Source organism: Rhizobium sp. LjRoot30 (assembly GCF_964253915.1).
Taxonomy (GTDB): Bacteria; Pseudomonadota; Alphaproteobacteria; order Rhizobiales; family Rhizobiaceae; genus Metarhizobium.
In genome coordinates this window covers 437,531-461,163 of record NZ_CAXUSG020000003.1, presented here as the reverse complement: position 1 = coordinate 461,163, position 23,633 = coordinate 437,531, and the positions used below count along the sequence as shown (strand labels likewise).

Annotated in this window: 22 protein-coding genes; 12 read left to right on the top strand and 10 right to left on the bottom strand. The window is 62.7% G+C overall.

Annotation, left to right across the window (positions count from 1 at the left end; translation table 11 throughout):
- The first annotated feature begins 267 nt into the window (after positions 1–267).
- The 3 genes from hrpB (at position 268) to ACSQ3I_RS09805 (ending at position 4,848) form a co-directional block, all read left to right on the top strand.
- Positions 268–2,733, top strand: a complete 2,466-nt coding sequence (gene hrpB, locus ACSQ3I_RS09815) for an ATP-dependent helicase HrpB (protein WP_435998311.1) — start codon at positions 268–270, stop codon at positions 2,731–2,733.
- 163 nt (positions 2,734–2,896) lie between these two features.
- The gene (locus ACSQ3I_RS09810; protein WP_435998309.1) at positions 2,897–4,198 is read left to right on the top strand and encodes an ActS/PrrB/RegB family redox-sensitive histidine kinase; all 1,302 of its coding nucleotides are present in this window, start codon (positions 2,897–2,899) and stop codon (positions 4,196–4,198) included.
- A gap of 65 nt (positions 4,199–4,263) precedes the next feature.
- Positions 4,264–4,848, top strand: coding sequence for an ActR/PrrA/RegA family redox response regulator transcription factor (locus ACSQ3I_RS09805; protein WP_435998307.1), 585 nt, complete (start codon positions 4,264–4,266; stop codon positions 4,846–4,848).
- A gap of 11 nt (positions 4,849–4,859) precedes the next feature.
- On the opposite strand, the gene ACSQ3I_RS09800 is transcribed toward ACSQ3I_RS09805, so the two are convergent.
- Entirely contained in the window at positions 4,860–5,345 is a 486-nt protein-coding gene (locus tag ACSQ3I_RS09800; protein WP_435998305.1) for an MmcB family DNA repair protein, read from the bottom strand.
- A gap of 180 nt (positions 5,346–5,525) precedes the next feature.
- On the opposite strand from ACSQ3I_RS09800, the gene ACSQ3I_RS09795 reads away from it, so the two are divergent.
- Positions 5,526–6,203: a L,D-transpeptidase gene (locus ACSQ3I_RS09795; protein WP_435998303.1), complete on the top strand. Its 678-nt coding sequence runs from the start codon at positions 5,526–5,528 to the stop codon at positions 6,201–6,203.
- A gap of 85 nt (positions 6,204–6,288) precedes the next feature.
- On the opposite strand, the gene ACSQ3I_RS09790 is transcribed toward ACSQ3I_RS09795, so the two are convergent.
- Positions 6,289–8,460 carry a malate synthase G gene (locus tag ACSQ3I_RS09790; protein ID WP_435998301.1) on the bottom strand — a complete coding sequence of 724 codons (2,172 nt, stop codon included), beginning with the start codon at positions 8,458–8,460 and terminating at the stop codon, positions 6,289–6,291.
- 109 nt (positions 8,461–8,569) lie between these two features.
- Positions 8,570–10,573: a hydantoinase/oxoprolinase N-terminal domain-containing protein gene (locus tag ACSQ3I_RS09785; protein WP_435998299.1), complete on the bottom strand. Its 2,004-nt coding sequence runs from the start codon at positions 10,571–10,573 to the stop codon at positions 8,570–8,572.
- A 142-nt stretch (positions 10,574–10,715) separates the two neighbouring features.
- On the opposite strand from ACSQ3I_RS09785, the gene ACSQ3I_RS09780 reads away from it, so the two are divergent.
- Positions 10,716–11,258: a hypothetical protein gene (locus tag ACSQ3I_RS09780; RefSeq protein WP_435998297.1), complete on the top strand. Its 543-nt coding sequence runs from the start codon at positions 10,716–10,718 to the stop codon at positions 11,256–11,258.
- Here the strand turns inward: ACSQ3I_RS09780 and ACSQ3I_RS09775 are convergent.
- The 4 genes from ACSQ3I_RS09775 to hslV form a co-directional block, all read right to left on the bottom strand.
- Positions 11,206–12,618: a cytochrome P450 gene (locus ACSQ3I_RS09775; protein WP_435998295.1), complete on the bottom strand. Its 1,413-nt coding sequence runs from the start codon at positions 12,616–12,618 to the stop codon at positions 11,206–11,208. The two genes, ACSQ3I_RS09780 and ACSQ3I_RS09775, sit on opposite strands and share 53 nt — an antisense overlap.
- 133 nt (positions 12,619–12,751) lie before the next feature.
- Positions 12,752–13,723, bottom strand: a complete 972-nt coding sequence (locus tag ACSQ3I_RS09770) for a DUF1402 family protein (protein ID WP_435998293.1) — start codon at positions 13,721–13,723, stop codon at positions 12,752–12,754.
- 342 nt (positions 13,724–14,065) lie between these two features.
- Positions 14,066–15,373 (bottom strand): ATP-dependent protease ATPase subunit HslU, encoded by a 1,308-nt coding sequence (gene hslU, locus ACSQ3I_RS09765; RefSeq protein WP_435998292.1) that lies wholly within the window; start codon positions 15,371–15,373, stop codon positions 14,066–14,068.
- 52 nt (positions 15,374–15,425) lie between these two features.
- Positions 15,426–15,950, bottom strand: coding sequence for an ATP-dependent protease subunit HslV (gene hslV / locus ACSQ3I_RS09760; RefSeq protein ID WP_435998290.1), 525 nt, complete (start codon positions 15,948–15,950; stop codon positions 15,426–15,428).
- Positions 15,951–16,161: 211 nt separating this feature from the next.
- Here hslV and hisB point away from each other — a divergent pair, with 211 nt between their 5' ends.
- From hisB to coaA, 7 genes are read left to right on the top strand one after another with little or no spacing between them, the layout of a single operon-like run.
- Positions 16,162–16,767: an imidazoleglycerol-phosphate dehydratase HisB gene (gene hisB, locus ACSQ3I_RS09755; protein ID WP_435998288.1), complete on the top strand. Its 606-nt coding sequence runs from the start codon at positions 16,162–16,164 to the stop codon at positions 16,765–16,767.
- A 22-nt stretch (positions 16,768–16,789) separates the two neighbouring features.
- Positions 16,790–17,275 (top strand): DUF2628 domain-containing protein, encoded by a 486-nt coding sequence (locus ACSQ3I_RS09750; RefSeq protein ID WP_435998286.1) that lies wholly within the window; start codon positions 16,790–16,792, stop codon positions 17,273–17,275.
- Entirely contained in the window at positions 17,275–17,925 is a 651-nt protein-coding gene (hisH, locus tag ACSQ3I_RS09745) for an imidazole glycerol phosphate synthase subunit HisH (RefSeq protein ID WP_435998284.1), read from the top strand. Before ACSQ3I_RS09750 ends, hisH begins: the two co-directional genes overlap by 1 nt.
- Before the next feature lie 29 nt (positions 17,926–17,954).
- Entirely contained in the window at positions 17,955–18,707 is a 753-nt protein-coding gene (gene hisA, locus ACSQ3I_RS09740; RefSeq protein ID WP_435998282.1) for a 1-(5-phosphoribosyl)-5-[(5-phosphoribosylamino)methylideneamino]imidazole-4-carboxamide isomerase, read from the top strand.
- Positions 18,704–19,480 carry an imidazole glycerol phosphate synthase subunit HisF gene (gene hisF / locus ACSQ3I_RS09735; RefSeq protein ID WP_435998280.1) on the top strand — a complete coding sequence of 259 codons (777 nt, stop codon included), beginning with the start codon at positions 18,704–18,706 and terminating at the stop codon, positions 19,478–19,480. Before hisA ends, hisF begins: the two co-directional genes overlap by 4 nt.
- Before the next feature lie 10 nt (positions 19,481–19,490).
- The gene (locus tag ACSQ3I_RS09730; protein WP_435998278.1) at positions 19,491–19,814 is read left to right on the top strand and encodes a phosphoribosyl-ATP diphosphatase; all 324 of its coding nucleotides are present in this window, start codon (positions 19,491–19,493) and stop codon (positions 19,812–19,814) included.
- Positions 19,814–20,806, top strand: a complete 993-nt coding sequence (gene coaA, locus ACSQ3I_RS09725) for a type I pantothenate kinase (protein WP_435998354.1) — start codon at positions 19,814–19,816, stop codon at positions 20,804–20,806. Before ACSQ3I_RS09730 ends, coaA begins: the two co-directional genes overlap by 1 nt.
- Here coaA and ACSQ3I_RS09720 read toward each other — a convergent pair.
- The 3 genes from ACSQ3I_RS09720 to ACSQ3I_RS09710 form a co-directional block, all read right to left on the bottom strand.
- Positions 20,803–21,426, bottom strand: coding sequence for an alpha-ketoglutarate-dependent dioxygenase AlkB family protein (locus tag ACSQ3I_RS09720; protein WP_435998276.1), 624 nt, complete (start codon positions 21,424–21,426; stop codon positions 20,803–20,805). The genes coaA and ACSQ3I_RS09720 overlap by 4 nt on opposite strands.
- A 31-nt stretch (positions 21,427–21,457) precedes the next feature.
- On the bottom strand, positions 21,458–21,895 hold the full coding sequence (gene arfB / locus ACSQ3I_RS09715) for an alternative ribosome rescue aminoacyl-tRNA hydrolase ArfB (RefSeq protein WP_435998274.1): 438 nt from the start codon (positions 21,893–21,895) through the stop codon (positions 21,458–21,460).
- A 126-nt stretch (positions 21,896–22,021) separates the two neighbouring features.
- A complete protein-coding gene (locus ACSQ3I_RS09710) occupies positions 22,022–23,632 on the bottom strand; it encodes a phosphoenolpyruvate carboxykinase (protein WP_435998272.1) in 1,611 nt (536 codons plus the stop codon).
- Position 23,633 lies beyond the last annotated feature (1 nt).

The window sequence follows — 23,633 nt, the reverse complement described above, 5'->3', positions numbered from 1 at the left end:
ACAGGACATAATGGCGGGGAAGCCCGCCTGTCATGCGGCGGGATGCATATCTTGCCTTGCCTCAAGAGGTGGAGGCGTCCCCTGCTTTTCTGGGCAAAGGGCCAGTCGGGCCGGGAGCCCCACCTTTGTTATTAAGAGCGGTTGGCCCGGTCGCTTTTCTTCCGAAGCTGCAGACGCTATGCACCAGCGACCATCCGGCGGAAACCTGGGCAGGCGCTCTTGCTTCTTATAGGGATGAACATCCGGTCTGCTTCGGGAAAACCAACCATGTCCATAATCCTGCCGGAACTGCCGGTGTCCGCCGTGCTGCCGGCGATCGGCGAAGCGCTTGGCGCTCACGGTCGCGCGGTACTGTCCGCGCCGCCCGGCGCCGGCAAGACGACGCTGGTGCCGCTCTTTCTCCTCGACGCGCCGTGGCGGGGCGACGGACGCATCATCCTGCTCGAGCCACGGCGGCTTGCGGCACGCGCCGCCGCAACACGCATGGCGGCCATTCTGGGCGAACCCGTCGGCGAGACCGTCGGTTATCGCATGCGACTCGACAATCGCATTTCGGCACGCACCCGCGTCGAGGTGGTGACCGAAGGCGTTTTTGCGCGGATGATCCTCGACGATCCCGAACTAGCCGGGGTTTCCGCCGTCATCTTCGACGAATTCCATGAGCGGTCGCTGGATGCGGATTTTGGCCTGGCGCTGGCGCTCGACGTGCGTTCGGCGTTGCGAGACGACCTGCGCCTGCTGGTGATGTCGGCAACGCTCGATGTCGAACGTGTCGCCAGCCTTCTCGACGATCCGCCTGTCATCGAAAGCATGGGACGCAGTTTTCCCGTAGAGATCCGTCATCAGGAGCGGCCGGCGGGCGAGCCGATCTGGGAGACCATGACGCGGACGATCGCCGAGGCACACCGGCAGGAGAGCGGCTCGATCCTCGCCTTCCTGCCGGGACAGAGCGAAATCGTGCGCACGGCCGAGCGGCTGGAGGGGCTTTTCGGTGAGGACACGATCGTTGCACCGCTCTACGGCAATCTTTCGCAGAAGGAACAGGATGCCGCCATTCGCCCGGCACCGGCCGGCCGGCGCAAGATCGTGCTCGCCACCTCGATCGCCGAAACCTCGATCACCATCGACGGCGTGCGGCTGGTGATCGACAGCGGCTTGCAGCGGCTGCCGGTGTTCGAGCCGGCGACCGGCATCACCCGGCTTGAAACGGTGCGGGTGTCGCGGGCCTCCGCCGATCAGCGGGCCGGCCGCGCCGGGCGAACGGAGCCGGGGGTGGCTCTGCGCCTCTGGCATGCCGGGCAGACGGCGGCCCTGCCCGCCTTCACCCCACCGCAGATCCTGTCCAGCGACCTCTCCGGCCTGGCGCTCGACCTCGCCCATTGGGGTGTGCAGGATCCGAAGGCATTGGCCTTCATCGATCCGCCGCCGCCGGCAGCCCTGCAAGAAGCGCGGCTGCTGCTGCAGATGCTGGGAGGGTTGGACAAACAATTTGCCCTGACCGAGCGCGGTCGCCGCATGCGTGACATGGCCCTGCCGCCGCGGCTGGCGGCCATGGTGCTGCAGGCCGCCGAAGACGGGCAGGCACGCGACGCCAGCCTGCTGGCCGTGCTCATGACCGAACAGGGGCTTGGCGGCCAGAGCATCGACATCGAGGAGCGCCTGCGCCGGTTCCGGACCGAGAAAGGCGAGCGCGCCGAAGCAGCCCGAAAACTTGCCGGACGGATCGCCGCTTCCGTGGGAAAAAATGGCGACCGTCCGACTGGGCGGGCCCTGCCGGGTCCGTTGCTGATGCATGCCTATCCCGACCGGATCGCCCTGCAGCGCGGTGGACGCGGCCGGTTCGTCATGGCCAACGGGCGCGGCGCCGAATTGCCGGAAACCGAGCGGCTTTCAGCCAGCAACATGCTTGTGATCGCCGACCTCACCGGACGGGCGGCACAGGGGCGAATCCTGGCGGCGGCGGAAATTTCGCGCGGCGATGTCGAGGCGCATATGCCGGAAGCGATCCGGCAGGAGGAACAATCCTTCTTCGACAAGGCATCGCGACAGGTCCGCGCCCGGCGGGTGACGCGGCTCGGCGCCATCGTTTTCGACGAGGTACCCTTGCCGCGCCCGACTGGCGAAGCGGCGGCGCGGGCGCTGGCCGAGGGCGTGCGGGACCTCGGTCTCGATGTCCTGCCTTTCTCCAAGGAGGCGGCGCAATTGCGCGACCGCATCGGTTTCCTGCATCGTACCGGCGGCGAGCCCTGGCCGGACATGAGCGATGCTAGCCTTCTCGACAGGCTCGACGACTGGTTCGTACCCTTCCAGGGACAGGCACGCGGCCTCGCCGACATCCATGCCGGCAGCCTGATCGACGGGCTGCTGTCGATGGTGCCGCATGCGGTGCAGCGCGATCTCAACCGCCTGGCGCCGACGCATTTCGAAGCGCCGACCGGCCAGCGTCACCCGATCCGTTACGATGGCGACGAACCCGTGCTGTCGATCCGGGTTCAGGAGCTGTTCGGGCTGACGAGCCACCCCGCTGTGGGCGTCGATCGCCGGCCGCTGCTGCTGGAACTAACCTCGCCGGCGCACCGGCCGATCCAGGCGACGCGGGATCTGCCGGGTTTCTGGGCCGGGTCGTGGAAGGATGTGCGCGCCGACATGCGCGGCCGCTATCCGCGTCACCCCTGGCCGGAAGACCCAGCGGCCGCGGCGCCGACCACACGCGCCAAACCGCGCGGCACATAAAGCCATTCCGCCGGGTTGCGAACAATGGACGGGCGAGACGCATTTCGGCGACCACGTTTTCGCGGTAAACGACGTGTTGCGCGGTTTTGCTGCTGATCCTGGTTTTCCCGGCGAAGCGGACAGGCCGCATGAGAAACACGGATACGGGAAGGAACGGGCAGTGGTGACGGCAGAAACACAGGTTCCGCATCAATCCAGCCGCCGGCTGCGACTGCAGACGCTGGTCTGGTTGCGCTGGCTGGCGGTGGGCGGACAGGCGGTGACGGTGATCATCGTCGCTTTCTGGCTGCAGTTCCCCCTGCCGCTGCTGGCGGCGGGCCTGCTGATCGGCTCGCTGGCGGCGGCGAATTTTTATCTCGCCGTTCGTTATCCGGCGACACACCGGCTGGAACCGCCGGCGGCCTTTGCGCTGCTCGGTTTCGATCTCGTGCAGTTGAGCGCCCTGCTGTTCATCACCGGCGGCCTTGCCAACCCTTTTGCGCCGCTGGTCTGCGTGCCGGTGATCATTTCTTTTGCGTCGCAGCCGATTCGTTACAGCATGATCCTGCTGGTGGCGGCGATCGCGGCAACCACGGCTTTGGCCTTTTCGCCGTTTTCGCTGCCCTGGTATTCCGACCGCGCCGTCTCGGTGCATGTGGTGATGCTGCTCGGCGTCTGGTGCGCCATCGCCTCCACCACCGCTTTCGCCGCCTTTTATGTCCATCGCGTCTCCAGCGAGGCCCGGCAGCTCGGCGATGCACTGACGGCGACGGAATTGGTGCTGCAGCGCGAGCAGCATCTTTCGCAACTCGACGGATTGGCAGCCGCGGCGGCACATGAACTCGGCACACCGCTGGCAACGATCAGCGTCGTCGCCAAGGAGATGGAACGCGAACTGGGCGGCGACGAACGTTTTCGCGAAGACGTGCAATTGTTGCGCAGCCAGAGCGAACGCTGCCGCGACATCCTGCGGCGGCTGACGACGCTGTCATCCGGCGACGAGGCGCATATGCGGCTGCTGCCGCTGTCGTCGCTGATCGAGGAGGTGATGGCGCCGCACCGCGAATTCGGCATCAAGCTGGAACTGGTCGAAAAAAGCGAGCGGGCGGGCGAACCGGTCGGCCTGCGCAATCCCGGCATTCTCTACGGCCTCGGCAACCTCATCGAAAATGCCGTCGACTATGCGCGGGAAAAGGTAACCGTGACGGTCGAGCACACGCCGCATGAGGTGGTGGTGGTGATCGAGGACGACGGCGAAGGATATACGCCCGATATTCTCACGCGAATCGGCGAACCTTATGTCACCTCGCGCCAACGCGACGACACGGCCGGTGGCCTTGGGCTCGGGCTTTTTATCGCAAAAACCCTGCTGGAACGTTCGGGTGCGCGGCTGACCTTCGCAAACCAGCCGGGTGCCCGCATCCGGGTGGCATGGCCGCGCGCGTTGATGGAAGCCGGCAACAAAACGCTTTACCACCCCGGTTGAAGCAGCCATAACCAGTGCCGATATGGGGTTCTATCCCCCGCAAGGCACGAAAGAAGACGGATAAGATGCCAGCGACACCCGAAACGCCGAAAATTGCCGAGCCCGGCGACACCCACGATATCGGCCCCGACGCCTCGCTGCTGATCGTCGATGATGACACGGCATTTCTACGCCGGCTTGCCCGCGCCATGGAAACGCGCGGCTTTGCCGTCGAGACGGCGGAGACGGTGGCGGAAGGTATCGCCAAGTCGAAGGCCAATCCGCCGAAACACGCGGTCGTCGACCTGCGGCTGACCGATGGCAGCGGCCTCGATGTCATCGAAGCGATCCGTCAGCGGCGCGAGGATACGCGCATCATCGTGCTGACCGGTTACGGCAACATCGCCACGGCGGTGACGGCGGTGAAACTGGGGGCGCTGGATTATCTCGCCAAACCCGCCGATGCCGACGAGATCTATTCGGCGCTGACGCAGCGGCCGGGTGAACGGGCGGAATTGCCGGAAAACCCGATGTCGGCCGACCGGGTGCGCTGGGAGCATATCCAGCGGGTCTATGAAATGTGCGAACGCAACGTTTCGGAAACGGCGCGTCGGCTGAACATGCATCGCCGCACGTTGCAGCGCATCCTTGCCAAGCGGGCGCCGAAGTAAGGCACTGCCTTTTACGTCACGATCGACTTTCCGGCCGCCCATTCCGCCAGCATCAGCCGTTCGGCCGCCGTGCGGGAAAAACTGAGCGTCACCGACTTGCGGGTCGCCGGCGGCAGGCGATGCTCCGGCGCCTCGCGAATCAGATGGGCGCCGTAACCATCGGAAAGAAACAGGCCGCAGTCTTCCGGGAAGATATCGAGCGGCACGTCCTTGTGGGTGGCGAAGAACAGCCGGTCGCAATGGGCGCGGTATTCCGGCCATTTCCTGTCGACCTTGAAATCCTCGATCGACGTCTTGATCTCGATGATCCAGATTTCACCCTTCTCCGTCAACGTGATCAGGTCGGCGCGCCGGCCGCTGGAAAGCGACAGCTCCGGCAGCACCGCATGGCGCATATCATGCAGGAGAATCTGCATGCCACGGCGCACCAGCATGGCCCTGTCCGATTGCCGGCCATCGATTAACGGATTGTTATTGTAAACAGAAAGAATCGTCACAGGATAAGTTTTTCCCGGTCATGCTGCATGTTGCAAAAAAGCCATGAGCTTCTAATTTGCGCTGCGATTTGAATTTGTTGCAGAGCAGCAGCTTGCAAAGCCAAGTTTAATCGAAAATAAACCATAATCAACGATGGTTCGAAAGAGCCTTCTTCATTATCAAAATCCTAAGAGAATTCCATGCGCTTCCGTGATGCATTGACTGTATTCGGCCTGGTGACGACGCTCGCCATTTCCGGCTGCTCCACGACCTCCACCACGGCTGATGCCGGGAAATCCGACACCGGCAAGACCGAGACGGCGCAGATCTTCGACGACGCCTATGGCCAGGTGACCGATGCCGGTTACGCCCTGCCGGCGATCCCGATCCAGAAGGTCAATGCAAAGTTCCGCCGTCAGATCGTCAGCTACCAGTCGAACGAACGTCCGGGCACGATCATCGTCAATACCCGCGAGCGCCATCTCTATTACATCCTCTCGGGCGGCAAGGCCGTTCGTTACGGCATCGGCGTCGGCAAGCAGGGTTTTGCCTGGCAGGGTGAAGCCTACATCGCCTGGAAGCAGGAATGGCCGACCTGGCATCCGCCGAAAGAAATGGCAGCCCGCCGTCCTGATGTCGCGAAGTATGTCGAGGCCGGCATGGGTCCGGGGCTGCGCAACCCGCTCGGTGCCCGCGCCATGTATCTCTTCAATGAAAAGGGCCAGGATACGCTGTTCCGCCTGCATGGCACGCCGGAATGGGCTTCCATCGGCACGGCCGCTTCGTCGGGCTGCATTCGCCTGATGAACCAGGATATCATCGACCTCTACAAGCGCGTTCGCCCCGGCAAGAACGCCAAGGTCATTGTGATCCAGTAATTTTTGCAGGCTAAAGCGCAAACAAAAAGGCCGCCGGAGCATCGCCCGGCGGCCTTTTTGTTTGCGTCATACGTTGTAGCGCGCCTCAGGCGGCGCTTTTCGCCTTCAGCTCCAGCCGGCGGCGGTGCAGCACCGGCTCGGTGTAGCCGTTCGGCTGGACGCGGCCCTTGAGCACCAGTTCCAGCGCCGCCTGGAAAGCGACCGATTCCTCGAAGCGACCGGCCATCGGCTGGTACAGCGAATCACCGGCATTCTGGCCATCGACGACGGCTGCCATGCGCTGCATGGTCTCGACGATCTGCGCTTCGCCGACGACGCCGTGATGCAACCAGTTCGCCATATGCTGGGCGGAGATGCGCAGCGTGGCGCGGTCTTCCATCAGGGCGATATTGTTGATGTCGGGGACCTTGGAGCAACCGACACCCTGGTCGACCCAGCGGACGACGTAACCGAGGATGCCTTGGGCATTGTTGTCGAGTTCGCGCTGGATTTCCTCCGGCGTCCAGTTCGGCCGGGTCGCAACCGGCACCGAAAGGATATCCGAGAGTTTGGCGCGGGCGCGGTCCTTGAGGCCTTGCTGCAGGCGGGCGACATTGACCTTGTGATAGTGGGTGGCATGCAGCGTCGCGGCGGTCGGCGACGGCACCCAGGCGGTGTTGGCCCCGGCCTTCGGATGGGCGATCTTCTGCTCCAGCATCGCCGCCATCAGGTCCGGCATCGCCCACATGCCCTTGCCGATCTGCGCGTGGCCGGACAGGCCGCATTCGAGGCCGATATCGACGTTCCAGTTTTCATAAGCGGCGATCCAGGCCGCCTGCTTCATGTCGCCCTTGCGAATCATCGGGCCGGCTTCCATCGAGGTGTGGATCTCGTCGCCGGTGCGATCGAGGAAACCGGTGTTGATGAAGACGACGCGTTCGCTGGCGGCGCGGATGCATTCCTTGAGGTTGACCGTGGTGCGGCGTTCCTCGTCCATGATGCCCATCTTGATGGTGTTGCGGCCAAGCCCCAGCGCATCCTCGACGCGGGAGAAGATTTCGCCGGCAAACGCCACTTCTTCCGGCCCGTGCATCTTTGGCTTGACGACATACATCGAGCCGGTGCGGGAATTCTGCAGGCGGCCGTTCGGGCCAATGTCGTAAAGTGCGATCAGCGCCGTGACGACGGCATCCATAATGCCTTCGGGGACTTCCTTGCCGTCACGGTCGAGGATAGCCGGATTGGTCATGAGGTGGCCGACATTGCGCACCAGCATCAGCGAGCGGCTATGCAGCGGGAAAGCCGAGCCGTCCGGCGCTGTGTAATTTACGTCCGGATTGAGCGTACGGGTAAACGTCTTGCCGCCCTTCGCCACCTCCTCGGAGAGATCGCCGCGCATCAGGCCAAGCCAGTTGCCGTAAACGACGACCTTGTCCTCGGCATCGACGGCTGCAACCGAATCCTCGCAGTCCATGATGGTGGTGATCGCCGATTCGAGCCGGATATCGGAGATATGCGCCGGATCGCCGCCGCCGATCGGCGTCTTTTCGTCGATGACGATTTCGACATGGATGCCGTTCTTGCGCAGAAGCAGATGCGTCGGCGCTGCGGGCGCGCCAAGATAACCGGCAAACTGGGCGGGGTCCTGCAACGACAAGGCGCTGTCGTCGCTCGCCTTGATGACCAAGGCGCCATCCTTCACCGCAAAGGTTTTCACCTCGCTCCAGCTTGCATCGGCAAGCGGCGCGCTCTCATCCAGGAAGGATCGAGCCCAGGCGATGACCTTTTCACCGCGCTTCGGATTGTAGCCCTTGCCCTTTTCGGCACCATCGGTTTCGGCAATGGCATCGGTGCCGTAGAGCGCGTCGTAGAGCGAACCCCAGCGGGCATTGGCGGCGTTGAGAGCATAACGGGCATTCATGACCGGTACGACGAGCTGCGGCCCGGCGATGCTGGCGATCTCGGGATCGACATTGGCGGTGCTGACCGTAAAATCGTCGCCTTCCGGCAGCAGGTAACCGATCTCCAGCAGGAATGCCTGATAGCGATCCATGTCGGTTGGGGCGCCGTTGGCGCGGTACCAATCGTCGATCTTCGCCTGCAAATCATCGCGCCTTTGCAAGAGTGCGCGGTTGCGCGGCGCCAGGTCATGCACGATGGCGGAAAACTTTTCGAAGAAGGCATCGGCATCGATGCCGGTGCCGGGCAGCGCCTCGTTCACCAGGAAATCATGCAGCACCGCTTCGATGGCCAGTCCGTGCTTTTCAATGCGGCTCATGATGATCGCTCCGTTCTTTCTCGTCACATCTGTTATCCGCAGTGTGCCCGGCTTTGATTGCGTGTCAATTCAGCAATGGTTCGAAAGATTTGTTCCGTTTTGGAAAAAATCAGTGATGGGCGATGCGGGGTCGGCCGCTGGCGGTGGCGATGAAACGCGCCTCGATCAGCTTGCGTTGCCCTTCGACCTCCGGGGCATCGATTTCTTCGACAAGACTGACCACCGGCTCGTCAGCGCCGTTCAGGCGCGCCTGCGCCAAAGCGGCTTCCGTCGCGCGCTGCCGGGCGGTGGCAAAGCTGTCGCCCTCGTTGAAAAGGCGAAGACTGTCGCCGCCGCCATTGATGATGAAGATGCCCTCTTCCGGCATGGTGATGAAGACGGTGGCGCTGGCCTTCACCTGGCCGACGACGGCGCCGATGGCGTTGGCGACATCCGAATCACCCGGAATGGCCGATTCGGCCGACAACATTTCGGCGATTGCCGGATAATAGACCGGCGCCGAGGCACCGAGGCCGATCAGCGCCCGGTCCAAACCGGCGGCAAAACGAACGATGCCGGGAGTGCGACGCAGCGCCCGGTCGATCTGCTGCGAACGGGCGGGATCGATGTCGCCGGCGCCATCTTCCGCCAGACAGGCGGCGAGGATGACTTCCGCGGATTGCCGGGTCAGCGCCGCGACGATGTTTTTTGCCATGTCTTCCGGCGAAGCGGCAATCGGCCGGCCGGAGCCATCCTTCATGCGGATGGCGAGTTCGAGGCCGAGACGGGCCGCATCGGCATTCCATTGCCCCTGCCCGCCGAGCACATGCATGGCATCCGACGGCGTCAGGCCACAGAGATGCACCAGGCCACGCGCGACGAGGCGGTCGAGCGTCGCTTTCTGCGAGGTCGAGGTGAGCAGCTGGTCGAGCGCGATCGGGCTCGTGCCGATCCGGTCGAACAACGCCTGCTCCTGTGTCTGCAGGCCGGCGGCCAGATGATCCGGCACGCCGGTGCGCATTGCGAATCGCCCGTCATGCCGGCCCATATGCGTCGCGCGCTTCTGCCGTTCGAGCACGGAAAGGATGGCGTCGCCATGGGTGGCCGCCGCCAGGCTGAGCGGCAGCAGGCGCCGCGGGCCGAGATGCAGCTTGGCGACAAGGCCACGGTCATTGATATGCAGTTCCGAATCGCCGCCAAGCCCGTAGGTGCGCATCGCCACCGCCTCGACCATGGTGCGGTAACCGCCAACGACGGCGCCTTCGGCATCGAGCCGCGGTCGGCCGCCATCGAGAACGGCGACGTCGGTGGTGGTGCCGCCGATATCGGAGACGACGCCGTTGTCGAGGCCGGTGAGATATCGGGCGCCGACCAGGCTGGCGGCCGGGCCGGAAAGAATGGTTTCGATCGGCCGGATCTTCGCTTCGCTGGCGGCAATCAGCGCCCCGTCGCCGCGCACCACCATCATCGGCGCGTCGATGCCGCTGCGGACGAGAAATTCCTCGCAGGCACCGACGAGCCGATCGATCATCGACACCAGCCGGGCATTGAGCAGCGTCGTCAGCGCCCGGCGCGGCCCGCCGAGTTTTGACGACAGTTCGTGGCTGCAGGTGACGGGAAGATGCGAGACGTCATGGATGCGCTGCCGAACCCGGATCTCATGCGCCGGATTGCGCACGGCGAAATAACCGGCGACGGCAAAGGAGGACACGGTTTTCGAAAGCTCGGGCAGAGCCTCCTCCAGCGCCGTCATGTCGAGCGGCGTTTCATGGCCGTGGACGTTATGGCCGCCCGGCAGGAAAATCACCGGATCGCTACCGAGCGCCTGGTCGAGGCCGTCGCGTTTCAGGTCCTCGGGGCCAAAACCGATCATCACCAGGCCGGCGCGACCGCCCTGCCCTTCGACCAGCGCATTGGTGGCGAGCGTCGTCGACAGCGAAACGAGGCTGATCGCCGACACCGGCACATCGGCCTGCTGCAACACCGCCTCGACGGCACCTGAGATGCCGACGGCAAGGTCGTGCCGGGTCGTCAGCGATTTCGCCTTGGCGACGACGCCTTGCGTTTCGTCAAAAAGCACCGCGTCGGTGTAGGTGCCACCGGTATCGATGCCGAGCAGATATTGGGATTTCACGCGAACCAGATCCTGTCAGGAAAAACAACTTGAAGCGGCCATCTTCAAGATAAACGCATAAGCTGTTATGGCATGCGGGGATTGGCTGACAACGGCAAATATGCCTGCACCAGCGCACAAACGATGATTTCCGGTGGGGACGATGACGAAAAAGCTTGAAGCATTTGCACCGATCGGCGCGCTTGCAGCCGCCCTTCTCGCCTTCTCTTCCTTCAGCGCGACGGCGCAAGAGGAGGAAGAATACAAGCCGCAAATCCCCGAAGCCTCGATCTACCAGGCAATGCTGGATGCCAACAAGCAGACCGGCTGGATCGCCTTCCGGCAGTTCATGGACCAGCAGCTGATCTATTTCACCACGCTGCAGACCATGCATTGCCGGCTTTCGGAAATCCGCTACTCGATCAATTCCGAAACGCTGGACCAGCGGTTTCCGGTGGCGAAATGCGACCCGCAACTGCCCTTCAACCTGCCGGACGACCCGACCAACGAAACGCTTTATCTCAAGCTGAAGCCGAACGAGGCCAAGACCATCGCCGTCCAGGTCGTCTGGGATGACGGCAATGGCAGCGAGATCGTTGTCTACAAGCCCTGCCAGAATGCCGAAGCGACCTGCGCCCAGATCAAGACGATCCTCAAGCCAACGAAGATGAGGGGCGAGCCCGCACCCGCAACGCCAACCCGTTGACCGGCTGGGTGGTGAGTTTCTGCACCGGCCAAGGGTCGGTGCCGGGCGTCATCTCGAAACGATAGCGATGCATCAGCACCGCAAGCGCGATCACCGCCTCCTGCAGCGCAAAGGTCGCACCGATACAGATGCGCGGGCCGGCGCCGAACGGCAGAAACTGGAAACGGTTGATCTTGCCGCGGTTTTCCGGAAGGAACCGTTCCGGCATGAAGGCGCGTGGCTTTTCCCAGTAGAGCGCATGGCGATGCAGCGTCCACGGCATGATCAACACCGTGACGCCGGCATCGATCCTGACGACCTCGCCGGAAGGACTGGTCCACGAATCGTCCTTGATCGCCGCCCGGTTGATCGACGGCGCCGGCGGATAGAGCCGCAGCGCCTCCTCGAAAGAAGCCCGCACATTGGGCATCAGGTCCAGCCATTCCACCGGCTCGGCGCCGCTTGCCAGCACCCGGTCGATCTCTTCCTCCATCGCTGCCTGCACATGCGGCGCATTGGCGACGCAATAGAGCGTCCAGGCCAGTGCCCGGGCCGTCGTCTCATGGCCGGCGCCGATGAAGGTCAGGATATTGTCCTCGATCTCATCGAGTTTCAGCCCGTCCGGGCCGTCGAGGTCGAGCAGCAGCGTCAGGAAATCATTGGGCGTGTTGGCCCGGTCCGTCGCCATGCGCTGTTTGCGCATCTCCATGGTGCGGAAAACGATGTCGCGAAATTTCGCCAACACCTTCTTGCCACCGATACGGGTCAACCGTGGCACCCAGGACGGCGCGCGCAAAAGGTCCATCGGGTCGACGCGGCCCATGCGGTGCAGGAGTTGGTCGACGTCATCGGAGAATTTTTCCGATTGCGAGGCGATCTCGCCGGAAAACAGCGTATCGGCCAGAATGGCGAAGGCGAGTTCGGTCATGTCGACCGAGATATCGAAGACTTTGCCCTCCGGGCCGCAGCCGGCATATTTTTCGGCGTAGAGTTCGGATTGCCGCAACATCTGGCCGGCGAACCCCTTGGCATGCCGCGGCGTAAACACCGGCGCCATCGCCTTGCGTGACCGCTTCCAGACATCGCCTTCCGCCGTCAGCAGCCCGTCACGCAGGATCGGCCGGAGGATAAGCTGGCGGATCTCCGACATTTCGTAGTTGGCGGCGTTATCGACGAGGACGTACTTGATCAGACCGGGATCGTTGACAATCAGCGTCCGTTCCTTGAAGAATTTCGTGTGGATCCACGGCAACGTGTAGGAGGGCTCGCCCCAGAGCTCCAGCGGATTGCGCATCACCGTTCGGATGATTTCCAGCCGCGATGGCGGCACGGTGCGCGGCACCGGTGCCGGCGGTTCGAAGGGTTCCGGACGCATATCCATGGGATCCGCCTTTCCGTGATGACGGGGCAATGGGTGCAAATCGCGGGACGCGTTTTGCACCCGCAATCGCTTCAAACAGAGAGCACGCACATTCCGGCAAAAAAGCGGACATTTGCCGCCGATGCTTCGATCGTCAGAGCAGGGCCTGCAGTTCGTCCAGCTTGTCGTTGATCAGCCAGCCGTAATAATTCTCTTCCGGCCAGACGCTGCCTTCGCCGCCATTCTTCGCCGCCAGCGCCCGGGCACGGGAAAGCGAGCCGCCGACATTATAAAGCGTTGCGGTCAGGCCGGGATTCTTTGAAATGTCCATGCCGGCAACCGAGCGGTAATCGTCGATCGACCGGCGGATCGCCGCCGCGGTGAAGGCGAGCGACATGTCGGGATCCATGATCGCCTTGTAGACCGCCGCCGCATCGTTGGCATCCAGCTTCTCAAGCCCGGAAGCGCGCGACACCATGTCCGACAGCATCAGCGCCGTCAGCGGATTGACCTGGCCGAGGCCAAATGTCTGGCCGGCATAAAAGGGCTGGAAGAAAACCGCACTGAAACGATTGTTGGGAAACGACTTGCCGCCGACCGAACGTCCGCGAAAACTCTTTTCCCACACGGCTTCGCGGCAGCTCCACAGCTTGTAGGAATCGCCACCACACTGCGAAAACTCCGGCCGCGCCACAAAATCGGCGATCGATTCGTCTTCGTAGGCGAAACGGAAGCTGTTGCCGGCATAAGACGCCGCCTTGACGTAGTAGGACTGCAGCCGGTCGTAAGCATCGACATTATAGGTATGTTCGCCGACCAGCGCCCCGACGATATGGATCGGATCGATGCCATAGGCCGATGCGGTCGATTTGATCTTCGACATCAGCTTGCGGTCGGAAGCGAGCAGGTCGCGGATCTTTTCGTATTTCTGGTCGAAGCTGGTCTTGCCGGCCTTGGTGCGGCGGACGGAAGCGCCGGGGATCGCCGGCTGTTCGGCGTGGCGGTTGCCGGGCGGTACGACGACGACATTGCGCGCCAACGCCAGCGTCGGTACCAGACAGGTCAGGGCAATGATGAAAGAGATGACGAAGCGCCGCACGATCAGCCAATCCTCACGCGAATCCATCGGATCATTTTCGGCCGCTCCATGCTGGACAATCTTGGCCGAATGATGCTCCCGGCGAAAAATCCCCGAAAACGAGCCCTTCCATAAGAAGATAAGGGCGCGCTGTCGAGTGTTGTTTCGCACGCTGAGCGTGATTCACGCAGATATGAAGGCGTGTCGTGGCGAATATCGGTTGGGGCTGTCGGTCGGAGTTGCCCCTCACCCTAACCCTCTCCCCGCTTGCGGGGAGAGGGGACTTGCCCCGCTCGACGTCGAGATGAAGGAAAACGGTGCGGCATATCCCCTTCTCCCCGCACGCGGGGAGAAGGTGCCGGCAGGCGGATGAGGGGCAGCGCCCGCCCCTTACAGGATGAACCGCGACAGATCGGTGTTGCGGGCGAGATCGCCGACATGTTCGCGCACGTAGTCTTGATCGATCAGCACCTTCTGGCCGCCCTGGTCGGGTGCGGTGAAGGAGATTTCGTCGAGCACACGCTCCATGACGGTCTGCAGGCGGCGGGCGCCGATATTTTCCACCGAGCTGTTGAGATGCACGGCGACATCGGCAAGCGCGTCGATGGCATCCTCGGTGAAATCGAGCGACAGGTCTTCCGTCGCCATCAGGGCGATGTACTGGCGGATCAGGCTCGCTTCGGTTTCCGTCAGGATGCGGCGGAAGTCTTCCTTGGTCAAAGGCTTCAGCTCGACGCGGATCGGCAGGCGGCCCTGCAATTCCGGCAGGAGATCCGACGGCTTGGCGACATGGAAGGCACCGGAGGCGATAAACAGGATGTGATCGGTCTTGACCGGTCCATATTTGGTCGAGACCGTCGTGCCTTCCACCAGCGGCAGAAGGTCGCGCTGCACGCCTTCGCGGGAAACGCCCGCACCCATGCCACCGTCGCGGGCGGCGATCTTGTCGATTTCGTCGAGGAAGACGATGCCGTCGTTTTCGACCGAACGAACCGCCTCGCGCTGGATCGCCTCATTGTCGATCAGCTTGTCGGACTCGTCGCGGATCAGCTCCTTGTAGCTTTCCTTGACCGTGGTCTTGACCTTCTTGCTGCGACCGCCCATGGCCTTGCCGAACATTTCCGACAGGTTGAGCACGCCGATATTGGCGCCGGGCATGCCGGGGATCTCGAAGCCGGGCATGCCGGAGCCGGCATCGGCGACCTCGATCTCGATTTCCTTGTCGTCCAGCTGGCCGTCGCGCAGCTTCTTGCGGAAACTGTCGCGGGTCGCCGGCGAGGCGGTGCTGCCAACCAGGGCATCGAGCACACGCTCTTCGGCGCTCATATGCGCCTTGGCCTGCACGTCGGCGCGCTTCTTGTCGCGCACCAGACCGATGCCGATCTCGACGAGGTCACGAATGATCTGCTCGACGTCGCGGCCGACATAACCGACTTCGGTAAACTTCGTCGCTTCGACCTTGATGAAGGGCGCACCTGCAAGTTTTGCCAGGCGACGGGAAATTTCCGTCTTGCCGACGCCGGTCGGGCCGATCATCAAAATGTTCTTCGGCATGACTTCGTCGCGCAGGTCGGCATCGAGCTGCTGGCGGCGCCAGCGGTTGCGCAGCGCAATCGCCACTGCGCGCTTGGCCTCGTGCTGGCCGATAATGTAGCGGTCGAGCTCGGAGACGATCTCGCGGGGGGAAAATGTTGTCATAAGCGTTATCTCCAGCGATCCCTGAAGCGGCAATCGCTTTGCAAGAAATGCGTTATTCGGTGTCGAGCGTTTCGACCACCAGATTGTGATTTGTATAGACGCAGATATCGGCGGCGATATCGAGCGCGCGGCGGACGATTTCTTCGGCCGTCTTGTCGGTGTCGATCAGGGCGCGCCCGGCGGCGAGCGCATAATTGCCGCCCGAACCGATCGCCATGACCCCATGTTCCGGCTCAAGCACGTCGCCGTTACCGGTGATCGCCAGCGTGATCGACTTGTCGGCGACCAGCATCATGGCTTCGAGATTGCGCAGATATTTGTCGGTGCGCCAGTCCTTGGCAAGCTCGACGGCGGCGCGCATCAGCTGGCCGGGATACTGGTCGAGCTTCTTTTCGAGGCGCTCCAGAAGCGTAAAGGCATCGGCGGTCGCGCCGGCGAAACCGGCGATCACGTCGCCCTTGCCGATGCGCCGCACCTTGCGGGCATTACCCTTCATTACCGTTTGTCCAAGGCTCACCTGGCCATCACCGGCCATCACCACCTTGCCGCCCTTGCGGACTGTCAGAATCGTTGTCATCAAACACCCATTGGCCGGTCCTTCCGGCTTTCGTTTCCGCCGTTTTCCCGGCGCTTGAGAGCCTATGTAAGCGGCTGCGGCGCGATTACAATCCGTTGAACACGTCAGCAGCTTTTCCCATCTATGGGGATTGGCCTTTTCCTTCGCCGGCTGCTGGATTCTTCAGCCGTCGCCTGATAAGGAGCGGCGATCATACCCGATGGAGCCTGCCATGGCCGAGACGTTGAGCCGCACCGCCAGCATTTCCCGCAAGACCAACGAGACCTCGGTTTCCGTGTCCGTCAACATCGACGGCACCGGCACGGCCAAGATCTCGACCGGCGTCGGCTTCTTCGACCATATGCTCGACCAGCTCTGCCGCCATTCGCTCATCGACATGGAGATCGAGACCAAGGGTGACCTTGAAGTCGACGATCACCACACCGTCGAGGATACCGGCATCGCCATCGGCCAGGCCATTGCCAAGGCGCTCGGCGACCGCCGCGGCATCACCCGCTACGCCTCGCTCGACCTCGTGATGGACGAGACGATGACGAAAGCCGGCGTCGATCTTTCCGGCCGTCCCTTCCTCGTCTGGAACGTCAATTTCAGCGCGCCAAAAATCGGTCGCTTCGATACCGAGCTGGTGCGGGAATTCTTCCAGGCGCTGGCCCAGCATGCCGGCATCACCCTGCATGTCATGAACCATTACGGCGCCAACAACCATCATATTGCCGAAACCTGCTTCAAGGCCGTCGCCCGCGTTCTGCGCACGGCAACGGAAATCGATCCACGCCAGGCCGGCCGTGTTCCCTCGACCAAGGGCACGCTGGTCTGATAGCCGAAAGGCCGGACTGTTCATGGCAAGTTTTCTGGTTCTGATACCGCCCGGCGGTCCTTTCGCCGATCATGCCGGCACCCGTTTCCTGCGCGACGGATTTTCATTCTTCGGTTTTGTGCTGCCGGCAATCTGGCTGTTTACCCAACGCGCCTGGGTGCTCGGGCTTGCGGTTCTCGTCATCCAGATCGCCGCGCTGATGCTGATGGTGCAGGACGAATTGGCGCCGGTCGTCGCGGCCGTGTTTTTTGCCGTTTCGTTGCTGACGGCGCTGGAAGGCGTGCATATCCAGTCGATGCTCCTGCAGCGCAGGGGCTGGGTTCTCGACGATATCGTCGTTGCCGAAACGCTCGGCGAAGCGGAAGAGATCTATTTCGGCAGCTTGCCTGAAAGCGAAAACACCGTTCGCAGCGTTGCCGCGGATTGGTCCAAAACCCGGCAAGCCTCCGCTTCCCGCACCGCGGGCGGCGCCACATTCGGCCTTTTTGACTATGATGGAGGACGCTGATGCGCGTCGCGATTATCGATTACGGATCCGGAAACCTGCGTTCGGCGACAAAAGCCTTTGAACGCGCCGCCCGCGAAGCCGGCATCGATGCGCATATCGACCTGACCGACAAGCCGGAGCATGTGGCGCTGGCCGATCGCGTCGTGCTGCCGGGGGTCGGAGCTTATGCCGACTGTCGCCACGGCCTCGACGCCGTATCCGGCATGAGCGAAGCACTGCTGGAGGCAGTCGAGGCCAAGGCCCGACCGTTCCTCGGCATCTGCGTCGGCATGCAGCTGATGTCGTCGCGCGGGCTTGAAAAGACGATCACCAAGGGTTTCGGCTGGATTCCCGGCGATGTCGTCGAGATGACGCCCGCCGATGCCTCGCTGAAAATCCCGCAGATCGGCTGGAATACGCTTGATCTCAACCGGCCGCATCCGCTGTTCGACGGCATCCCGACCGGACCGGACGGGTTGCACGCCTATTTTGTCCATTCCTACCACTTGGCGGCGGAAAACCCGGAAGACGTCATCGCCACTGCCGATTACGGCGGTGCCATGACCGCCTTCGTCGGCCGCGACAACAAGGCAGGGTCGCAATTCCACCCGGAAAAGAGCCAGACGCTCGGCCTCAAGCTGATCGCCAACTTCCTGCGCTGGAAGCCCTGAGCCATGCCCCAACAGATCGGAATTTCGCGATGATCCTTTTTCCCGCCATCGACCTGAAAGACGGCCAGTGCGTGCGCCTCAAGCTCGGCGACATGGATCAGGCGACCGTCTACAACACCGATCCCGCCGCCCAGGCGAAAACCTTTGAAGACCAGGGGTTCGAATGGTTGCATGTCGTTGACCTCAACGGCGCCTTTGCCGGCCATACGGTGAACGGCGAGGCCGTCGATGCCATCCTGAAAGCAACCGACAATCCGGTGCAGCTCGGCGGCGGTATCCGTTCGCTCGGCCATATCGAGGCCTGGCTGACCCGTGGTCTCGCCCGCGTCATCCTCGGCACCGTTGCCGTGCGTGATCCGGCGCTGGTGATCGAGGCCTGCAAGGAATTCCCCGGCCAGATCGCCGTCGGCATCGACGCCAAGGGCGGCAAGGTGGCCGTGGAAGGCTGGGCGGAAGCCTCCGAACTCGGCGTCATCGAGCTTGCGAAAAAATTCGAGGGCGCCGGTGTGGCCGCCATCGTCTACACCGATATCGACCGCGACGGCATCCTGACCGGCATCAACTGGGCTTCGACGCTGGAACTGGCCGATGCCGTTTCCATTCCCGTCATCGCCTCCGGCGGCCTTGCCTCGCTCGACGACATCCGCCGCATGCTGGAGCCCGATGCCGCCAAGCTGGAAGGCGCGATCACCGGCCGGGCGCTCTACGACGGCCGCATCGATCCGACAGAGGCACTGGCGCTGATCAAGGCTGCCCGGCAGGCTGAAAAGGACAAGCCATGACCCTCAAAGCCCGCGTAATCCCTTGTCTCGACGTCAAGGACGGCCGTGTCGTCAAGGGCGTCAACTTCGTCGATCTCATCGATGCCGGCGATCCGGTCGAGGCGGCGAAGGCCTATGATGCGGCCGGTGCCGACGAGCTATGCTTCCTCGACATCACCGCCTCCTCGGACAATCGCGACACCATCTTCGACGTGGTTTCGCGCACCGCCGACCACTGCTTCATGCCGCTCACCGTCGGCGGCGGCGTACGTACCACCGCCGATATCCGCAAGCTCTTGCTGTGCGGCGCCGACAAGGTGTCGATCAATTCGGCGGCGGTGAAGAACCCGGATTTTGTCGCTGAGGCCGCCGACAAGTTCGGCAACCAGTGCATCGTCGTCTCGATCGACGCCAAGAAGGTATCGGCGGCGGGCGAAACCGATCGCTGGGAAATCTTCACCCATGGCGGCCGGCAGCCGACCGGCATCGACGCGCTGGATTTCGCCCGCCGTATGGTCGAGCGTGGTGCCGGCGAACTTTTGGTCACCTCCATGGACCGCGACGGCACCAAGAGCGGCTACGATATCGCCCTCACCCGCGCCATCGCCGATTCGGTGCGCGTCCCGGTGATTGCGTCCGGCGGTGTCGGGACGCTGGACGACCTGGTCGCCGGCGTCAACGAAGGACATGCGACGGCGGTGCTGGCCGCATCTATTTTCCACTTCGGCACCTTCACCATTGGTCAAGCAAAACAATATATGCAGGAACATGGCATAGCCATGCGACTGGACTGAAAGCAGGCGAATGAGCGGATTTTCCCTTTCCGATCTTGAAGCGATCGTTGCCGAGCGGGCAAAAGCATCTCCGGACGAATCCTGGACGGCCAAGCTTTTCGCCGCCGGCCAGGCGAAGGCCGCCAAGAAACTCGGCGAGGAGGCGATCGAAACAGTCATCGCCGCCATCGCCGACGACCGTGAAAACCTGACCTATGAAGCGGCCGACCTGCTCTACCATCTCTTGGTCGTGCTCAAGATCGCGGATATTCCGCTGGAACAGGTCCTTGCCGAATTGCAGCGGCGCACGTCGCAATCCGGTCTCAAGGAAAAGGCCAGCCGGCAGGGTGCATGATGACTATCTCCAAGGAAATCGCAGTGCCTGAGACCCTTGACCACTTCCAGCCCAACGGTTTTTCGCCCTACCATTTCTTCTCGTCCGAAGAATGGGCACAGTTCCGCGCCGATACGCCGCTGACGCTGACCGCCGACGAAGTGAGCCGGCTACGCTCGCTGGGCGACCCGATCGACCTGCAGGAAGTGCGGCGCATCTACCTGTCGCTGTCGCGGCTCCTGTCGTCGCATGTCGAATCCTCGCAACTGCTGTTCGAGCAGCGCAACCGCTTTCTCAACCTCTCGGGCGCGGTGAAGACGCCGTTCGTCATCGGCATCGCCGGTTCGGTTGCCGTCGGCAAGTCGACCACCGCCCGCGTGCTGAAGGAGCTTCTGGCGCGCTGGCCTTCGAGCCCGAAGGTCGACCTGGTGACGACGGACGGTTTTTTGTTTCCCAACGCCGTGCTGCAGAGCAAGCGGATGATGGATCGCAAGGGTTTTCCGGAAAGCTACGATGTGGCGGCGGTCCTGCGTTTCCTCTCCGCAATTAAGGCCGGCCGGCCGGACGTGCCGGCGCCGCGCTATTCGCACCTGACCTATGACGTGCTACCCAACGAATTCACCGTCATCGACCGCCCAGACATCCTGATCTTCGAAGGCATCAACGTGCTGCAATCGCGCGACCTGCCGGCGGACGGCAAGATCGTACCGATGGTCTCGGATTTCTTCGATTTTTCGATCTACATCGATGCTGACGAGGATCATATCCACGACTGGTACATCACCCGCTTCATGCGGCTGCGGCAGACCGCCTTCCGCGATCCGAACTCTTACTTCCATCGCTACGCCTCGATCGGTGAAAGCGAGGCGCTTGAGATCGCCGAAGGCCTGTGGAGCAAGACCAACCTGCGCAACCTGCGCCGCAATATTCTGCCGACGCGGCCGCGCGCCGATCTCATCCTGCGCAAGGGCATGAATCACCTGATCGAAGCGGTTGCCCTGCGCAAACTTTAGCCGGAGTCCGAAGGCACCGTTACCCGTCGCAGCGTCAGGTTGATCCGTCCGCCATTCTTCAGCAGCGTCGAGGTTTCGGGGTAAATGCGGTCAACGCCGTGAAAACAAAGCCGTGCCTCGCCGCCGAGTACGACGACATCGCCGCTCTGCAATTTCACGGAATGGGTTTTGTCCTTGCGGTTCAAGCCACCGAAGCGGAACAGGCAGCTGTTGCCGAGCGAAATCGACACCACCGGCGCGTTAAAATCCTTTTCGTCACGATCCTGGTGCAGGCCCATCTTGGCTTCGTCATTGTAGAAATTCACGAGGCAGGCTTCCGGTTGGACCGGCGTTTCGGCGACCGCGTCCCAGAGATCAAGCAATTCTTCCGGCACCGGCGGCCATGGATCGTTCGTCACCGGATGCATCGGCTGGTACCGATAACCCCTCTCCTTGTCCGTCACCCAGCCGAGCAAGCCGCAATTCGTCATGCGCACCGACATCGGCTGCCCGGTTTTCGGCATGACGGGCACATAAAGCGGAGCGGCGGCGACCACGCTGCGGATGCGCTCCACCAGATTTTCCTGGGCCGCACGGTCGAGGAAACCGGGAAAATGTTTCACGCCACCGGGAAGGATCATCGGATCACCGTTGCGAACCGCCCGTCGAAGGTCATTCGCCTCCCCCCGGCTTGCCGCGCATCTTCTTGACGTCGGAGCGGCCGGCCTTTTCCTTCAGCCGGCGTTCGACCGAACCTTTTGTCGGCCGCGTCTTCTTGCGCGGCGGCGGCGGCGGTTCGGCGGCCTTGAGGATCAGTTCCTTCAGCCGTTCGCGCGCATCCTCGCGGTTTCGCTCCTGGCTGCGGAAACGGTTCGCCTCGATCATCAGCGTGCCGTCTTTCGCGACGCGGCGGCCGGAAAGTTTCAGCGCATTGTCCTTGATCCGCTCGGAAAGCGAGGGGGAATTGCTGATGTTGAAGAACAGCTGGACGGCCGTCGAGACCTTGTTGACATTCTGCCCGCCGGCACCGCCGGCCAGCACGAATTGTTCCGTCAGCTCCCAGCCGGCGATGGTGATACGGTCGTTGATGTAAAGCGCGTCGCTGGCCATGTCCTGTCTCCGAGCGCGATCTATTTCACATTGCCTACGCCTTGGAAACCCGAAACCATCCGGCAAAAACGACGAAACCCGGCAGCCGAAGCCACCGGGTTTCACGTGAATCATACCCGCAGAGGTTTATTCGGCTGCAACCGCCGTGCGCGGCGCGGCATCGCGAACCTTGCCGTCGACATGGCTTTCGAACTTGGCAAAGTTGCCGATGAACATACCGACCAGCTTTTTCGCCTGCGCGTCGTAGGCGGCCTTGTCGGCCCAGGTCGAGCGCGGGTCGAGGATGCCGGTATCGACGCCTTCGACCGTCACCGGCACGGCGAAGCCGAAATTGGCATCAGTGCGGAAATCGGCCTTCTTCAGCTCGCCGGTCAGCGCAGCTGTGAGCAGGGCGCGCGTGGCCTTGATCGGCATGCGGTGGCCGGTGCCGTAGGCGCCGCCGGTCCAGCCGGTGTTGACCAGCCAGCAATCGACGCCATGACGATTGATCAGTTCCTTCAGCAGGTTGCCATATTCGGCCGGATGGCGCGGCATGAACGGTGCGCCGAAGCAGGTCGAGAAGGTGGCTTCCGGCTCGGTGACGCCCTTTTCCGTGCCGGCGACCTTGGCGGTGTAGCCGGAGAGGAAGTGGTACATCGCCTGTTCCGGCGTCAGCCGGGCGATCGGCGGCAATACGCCAAAAGCATCGGCCGTCAGCATGATGATCGTCTTCGGATGCGGCGCGATGCCGGTTTCCGACGCATTCGGGATGAAATGCAGCGGATAGGCGCAGCGGGTGTTTTCCGTCAGCGAGGCATCGTCGAAGTTCGGCACGCGGTTTTCGTCGAGCACGACGTTTTCCAGTACGGTGCCGAAGCGTTTCGTCGTGGCATAGATCTCCGGCTCGGCTTCGGCCGACAGCCGGATGGTCTTGGCGTAACAGCCGCCTTCGAAATTGAAGATGCCGTGTTCGCCCCAGCCATGCTCGTCGTCGCCGATCAGCGTGCGGCTCGGATCGGCCGACAGCGTCGTCTTGCCGGTGCCCGACAGGCCGAAGAACACCGCGGCATCGCCGTCATTGCCGACATTGGCCGAGCAATGCATCGGCATGACGCCCTTGGCCGGCAGCAGGTAGTTCAGAACGGTGAAGACCGACTTCTTCATTTCGCCGGCGTAGGACGTGCCGGCGATCAGCACGAGACCGTTGGTCAGGTCGCAGGCAATCACGGTTTCGCTGCGGCAGCCGTGACGCTCCGGATCGGCGCGGAAACTCGGCAGGTCGATGATCGTCAGCTTCGCCTCGAACGTGTTCAGCGTCGAACGCTCCGGACGGATCAGCAGGTTGCGGATGAACAGCGAATGCCAGGCGAATTCCGTCACGACCCGCGACGGCAAGGCGTTTTCGGCATCGGCGCCGCCGATCAGGTCCTGGACGAACAGCGTCCGGCCCTTGGCATGCGCCAGCATGTCCTGATGCAGCAGCTCGAAATGCTGGCGCGACATCGGCTTGTTGTTGTCCCACCAGATCTTGTCTTCGGTGTCGGCATCACGGACGACGAACTTGTCCTTGGCGGAACGGCCGGTGTGCTGGCCGGTGAGCGCCCGAAGCGCCCCGTCTGCCGTCAGTTCGGCTTCACCGCGACGAATCGATTCTTCGTAGAGACGGCTTTCGTCCAGGTTGTAATAGACCTGTGCCGCTTCCTGAAGGCCGATTGCCGCAACCCCGAGAGCCGGGTTGTGAATGCCGATTTCGTCCATG

Coding starts and splice junctions, on each gene's coding strand:
- hrpB (WP_435998311.1), top strand. CDS start 268: ATGTCCATAATCCTGCCGGAACTGCCGGTGTCCGCCGTGCTGCCGGCG.
- ACSQ3I_RS09805 (WP_435998307.1), top strand. CDS start 4,264: ATGCCAGCGACACCCGAAACGCCGAAAATTGCCGAGCCCGGCGACACC.
- ACSQ3I_RS09795 (WP_435998303.1), top strand. CDS start 5,526: ATGCGCTTCCGTGATGCATTGACTGTATTCGGCCTGGTGACGACGCTC.
- ACSQ3I_RS09790 (WP_435998301.1), bottom strand. CDS start 8,460: ATGAGCCGCATTGAAAAGCACGGACTGGCCATCGAAGCGGTGCTGCAT.
- ACSQ3I_RS09780 (WP_435998297.1), top strand. CDS start 10,716: ATGACGAAAAAGCTTGAAGCATTTGCACCGATCGGCGCGCTTGCAGCC.
- ACSQ3I_RS09775 (WP_435998295.1), bottom strand. CDS start 12,618: ATGGATATGCGTCCGGAACCCTTCGAACCGCCGGCACCGGTGCCGCGC.
- ACSQ3I_RS09770 (WP_435998293.1), bottom strand. CDS start 13,723: ATGGATTCGCGTGAGGATTGGCTGATCGTGCGGCGCTTCGTCATCTCT.
- hslU (WP_435998292.1), bottom strand. CDS start 15,373: ATGACAACATTTTCCCCCCGCGAGATCGTCTCCGAGCTCGACCGCTAC.
- hslV (WP_435998290.1), bottom strand. CDS start 15,950: ATGACAACGATTCTGACAGTCCGCAAGGGCGGCAAGGTGGTGATGGCC.
- hisB (WP_435998288.1), top strand. CDS start 16,162: ATGGCCGAGACGTTGAGCCGCACCGCCAGCATTTCCCGCAAGACCAAC.
- ACSQ3I_RS09750 (WP_435998286.1), top strand. CDS start 16,790: ATGGCAAGTTTTCTGGTTCTGATACCGCCCGGCGGTCCTTTCGCCGAT.
- hisH (WP_435998284.1), top strand. CDS start 17,275: ATGCGCGTCGCGATTATCGATTACGGATCCGGAAACCTGCGTTCGGCG.
- hisA (WP_435998282.1), top strand. CDS start 17,955: ATGATCCTTTTTCCCGCCATCGACCTGAAAGACGGCCAGTGCGTGCGC.
- hisF (WP_435998280.1), top strand. CDS start 18,704: ATGACCCTCAAAGCCCGCGTAATCCCTTGTCTCGACGTCAAGGACGGC.
- ACSQ3I_RS09730 (WP_435998278.1), top strand. CDS start 19,491: ATGAGCGGATTTTCCCTTTCCGATCTTGAAGCGATCGTTGCCGAGCGG.
- coaA (WP_435998354.1), top strand. CDS start 19,814: ATGACTATCTCCAAGGAAATCGCAGTGCCTGAGACCCTTGACCACTTC.
- ACSQ3I_RS09720 (WP_435998276.1), bottom strand. CDS start 21,426: ATGATCCTTCCCGGTGGCGTGAAACATTTTCCCGGTTTCCTCGACCGT.
- arfB (WP_435998274.1), bottom strand. CDS start 21,895: ATGGCCAGCGACGCGCTTTACATCAACGACCGTATCACCATCGCCGGC.
- ACSQ3I_RS09710 (WP_435998272.1), bottom strand. CDS start 23,632: ATGGACGAAATCGGCATTCACAACCCGGCTCTCGGGGTTGCGGCAATC.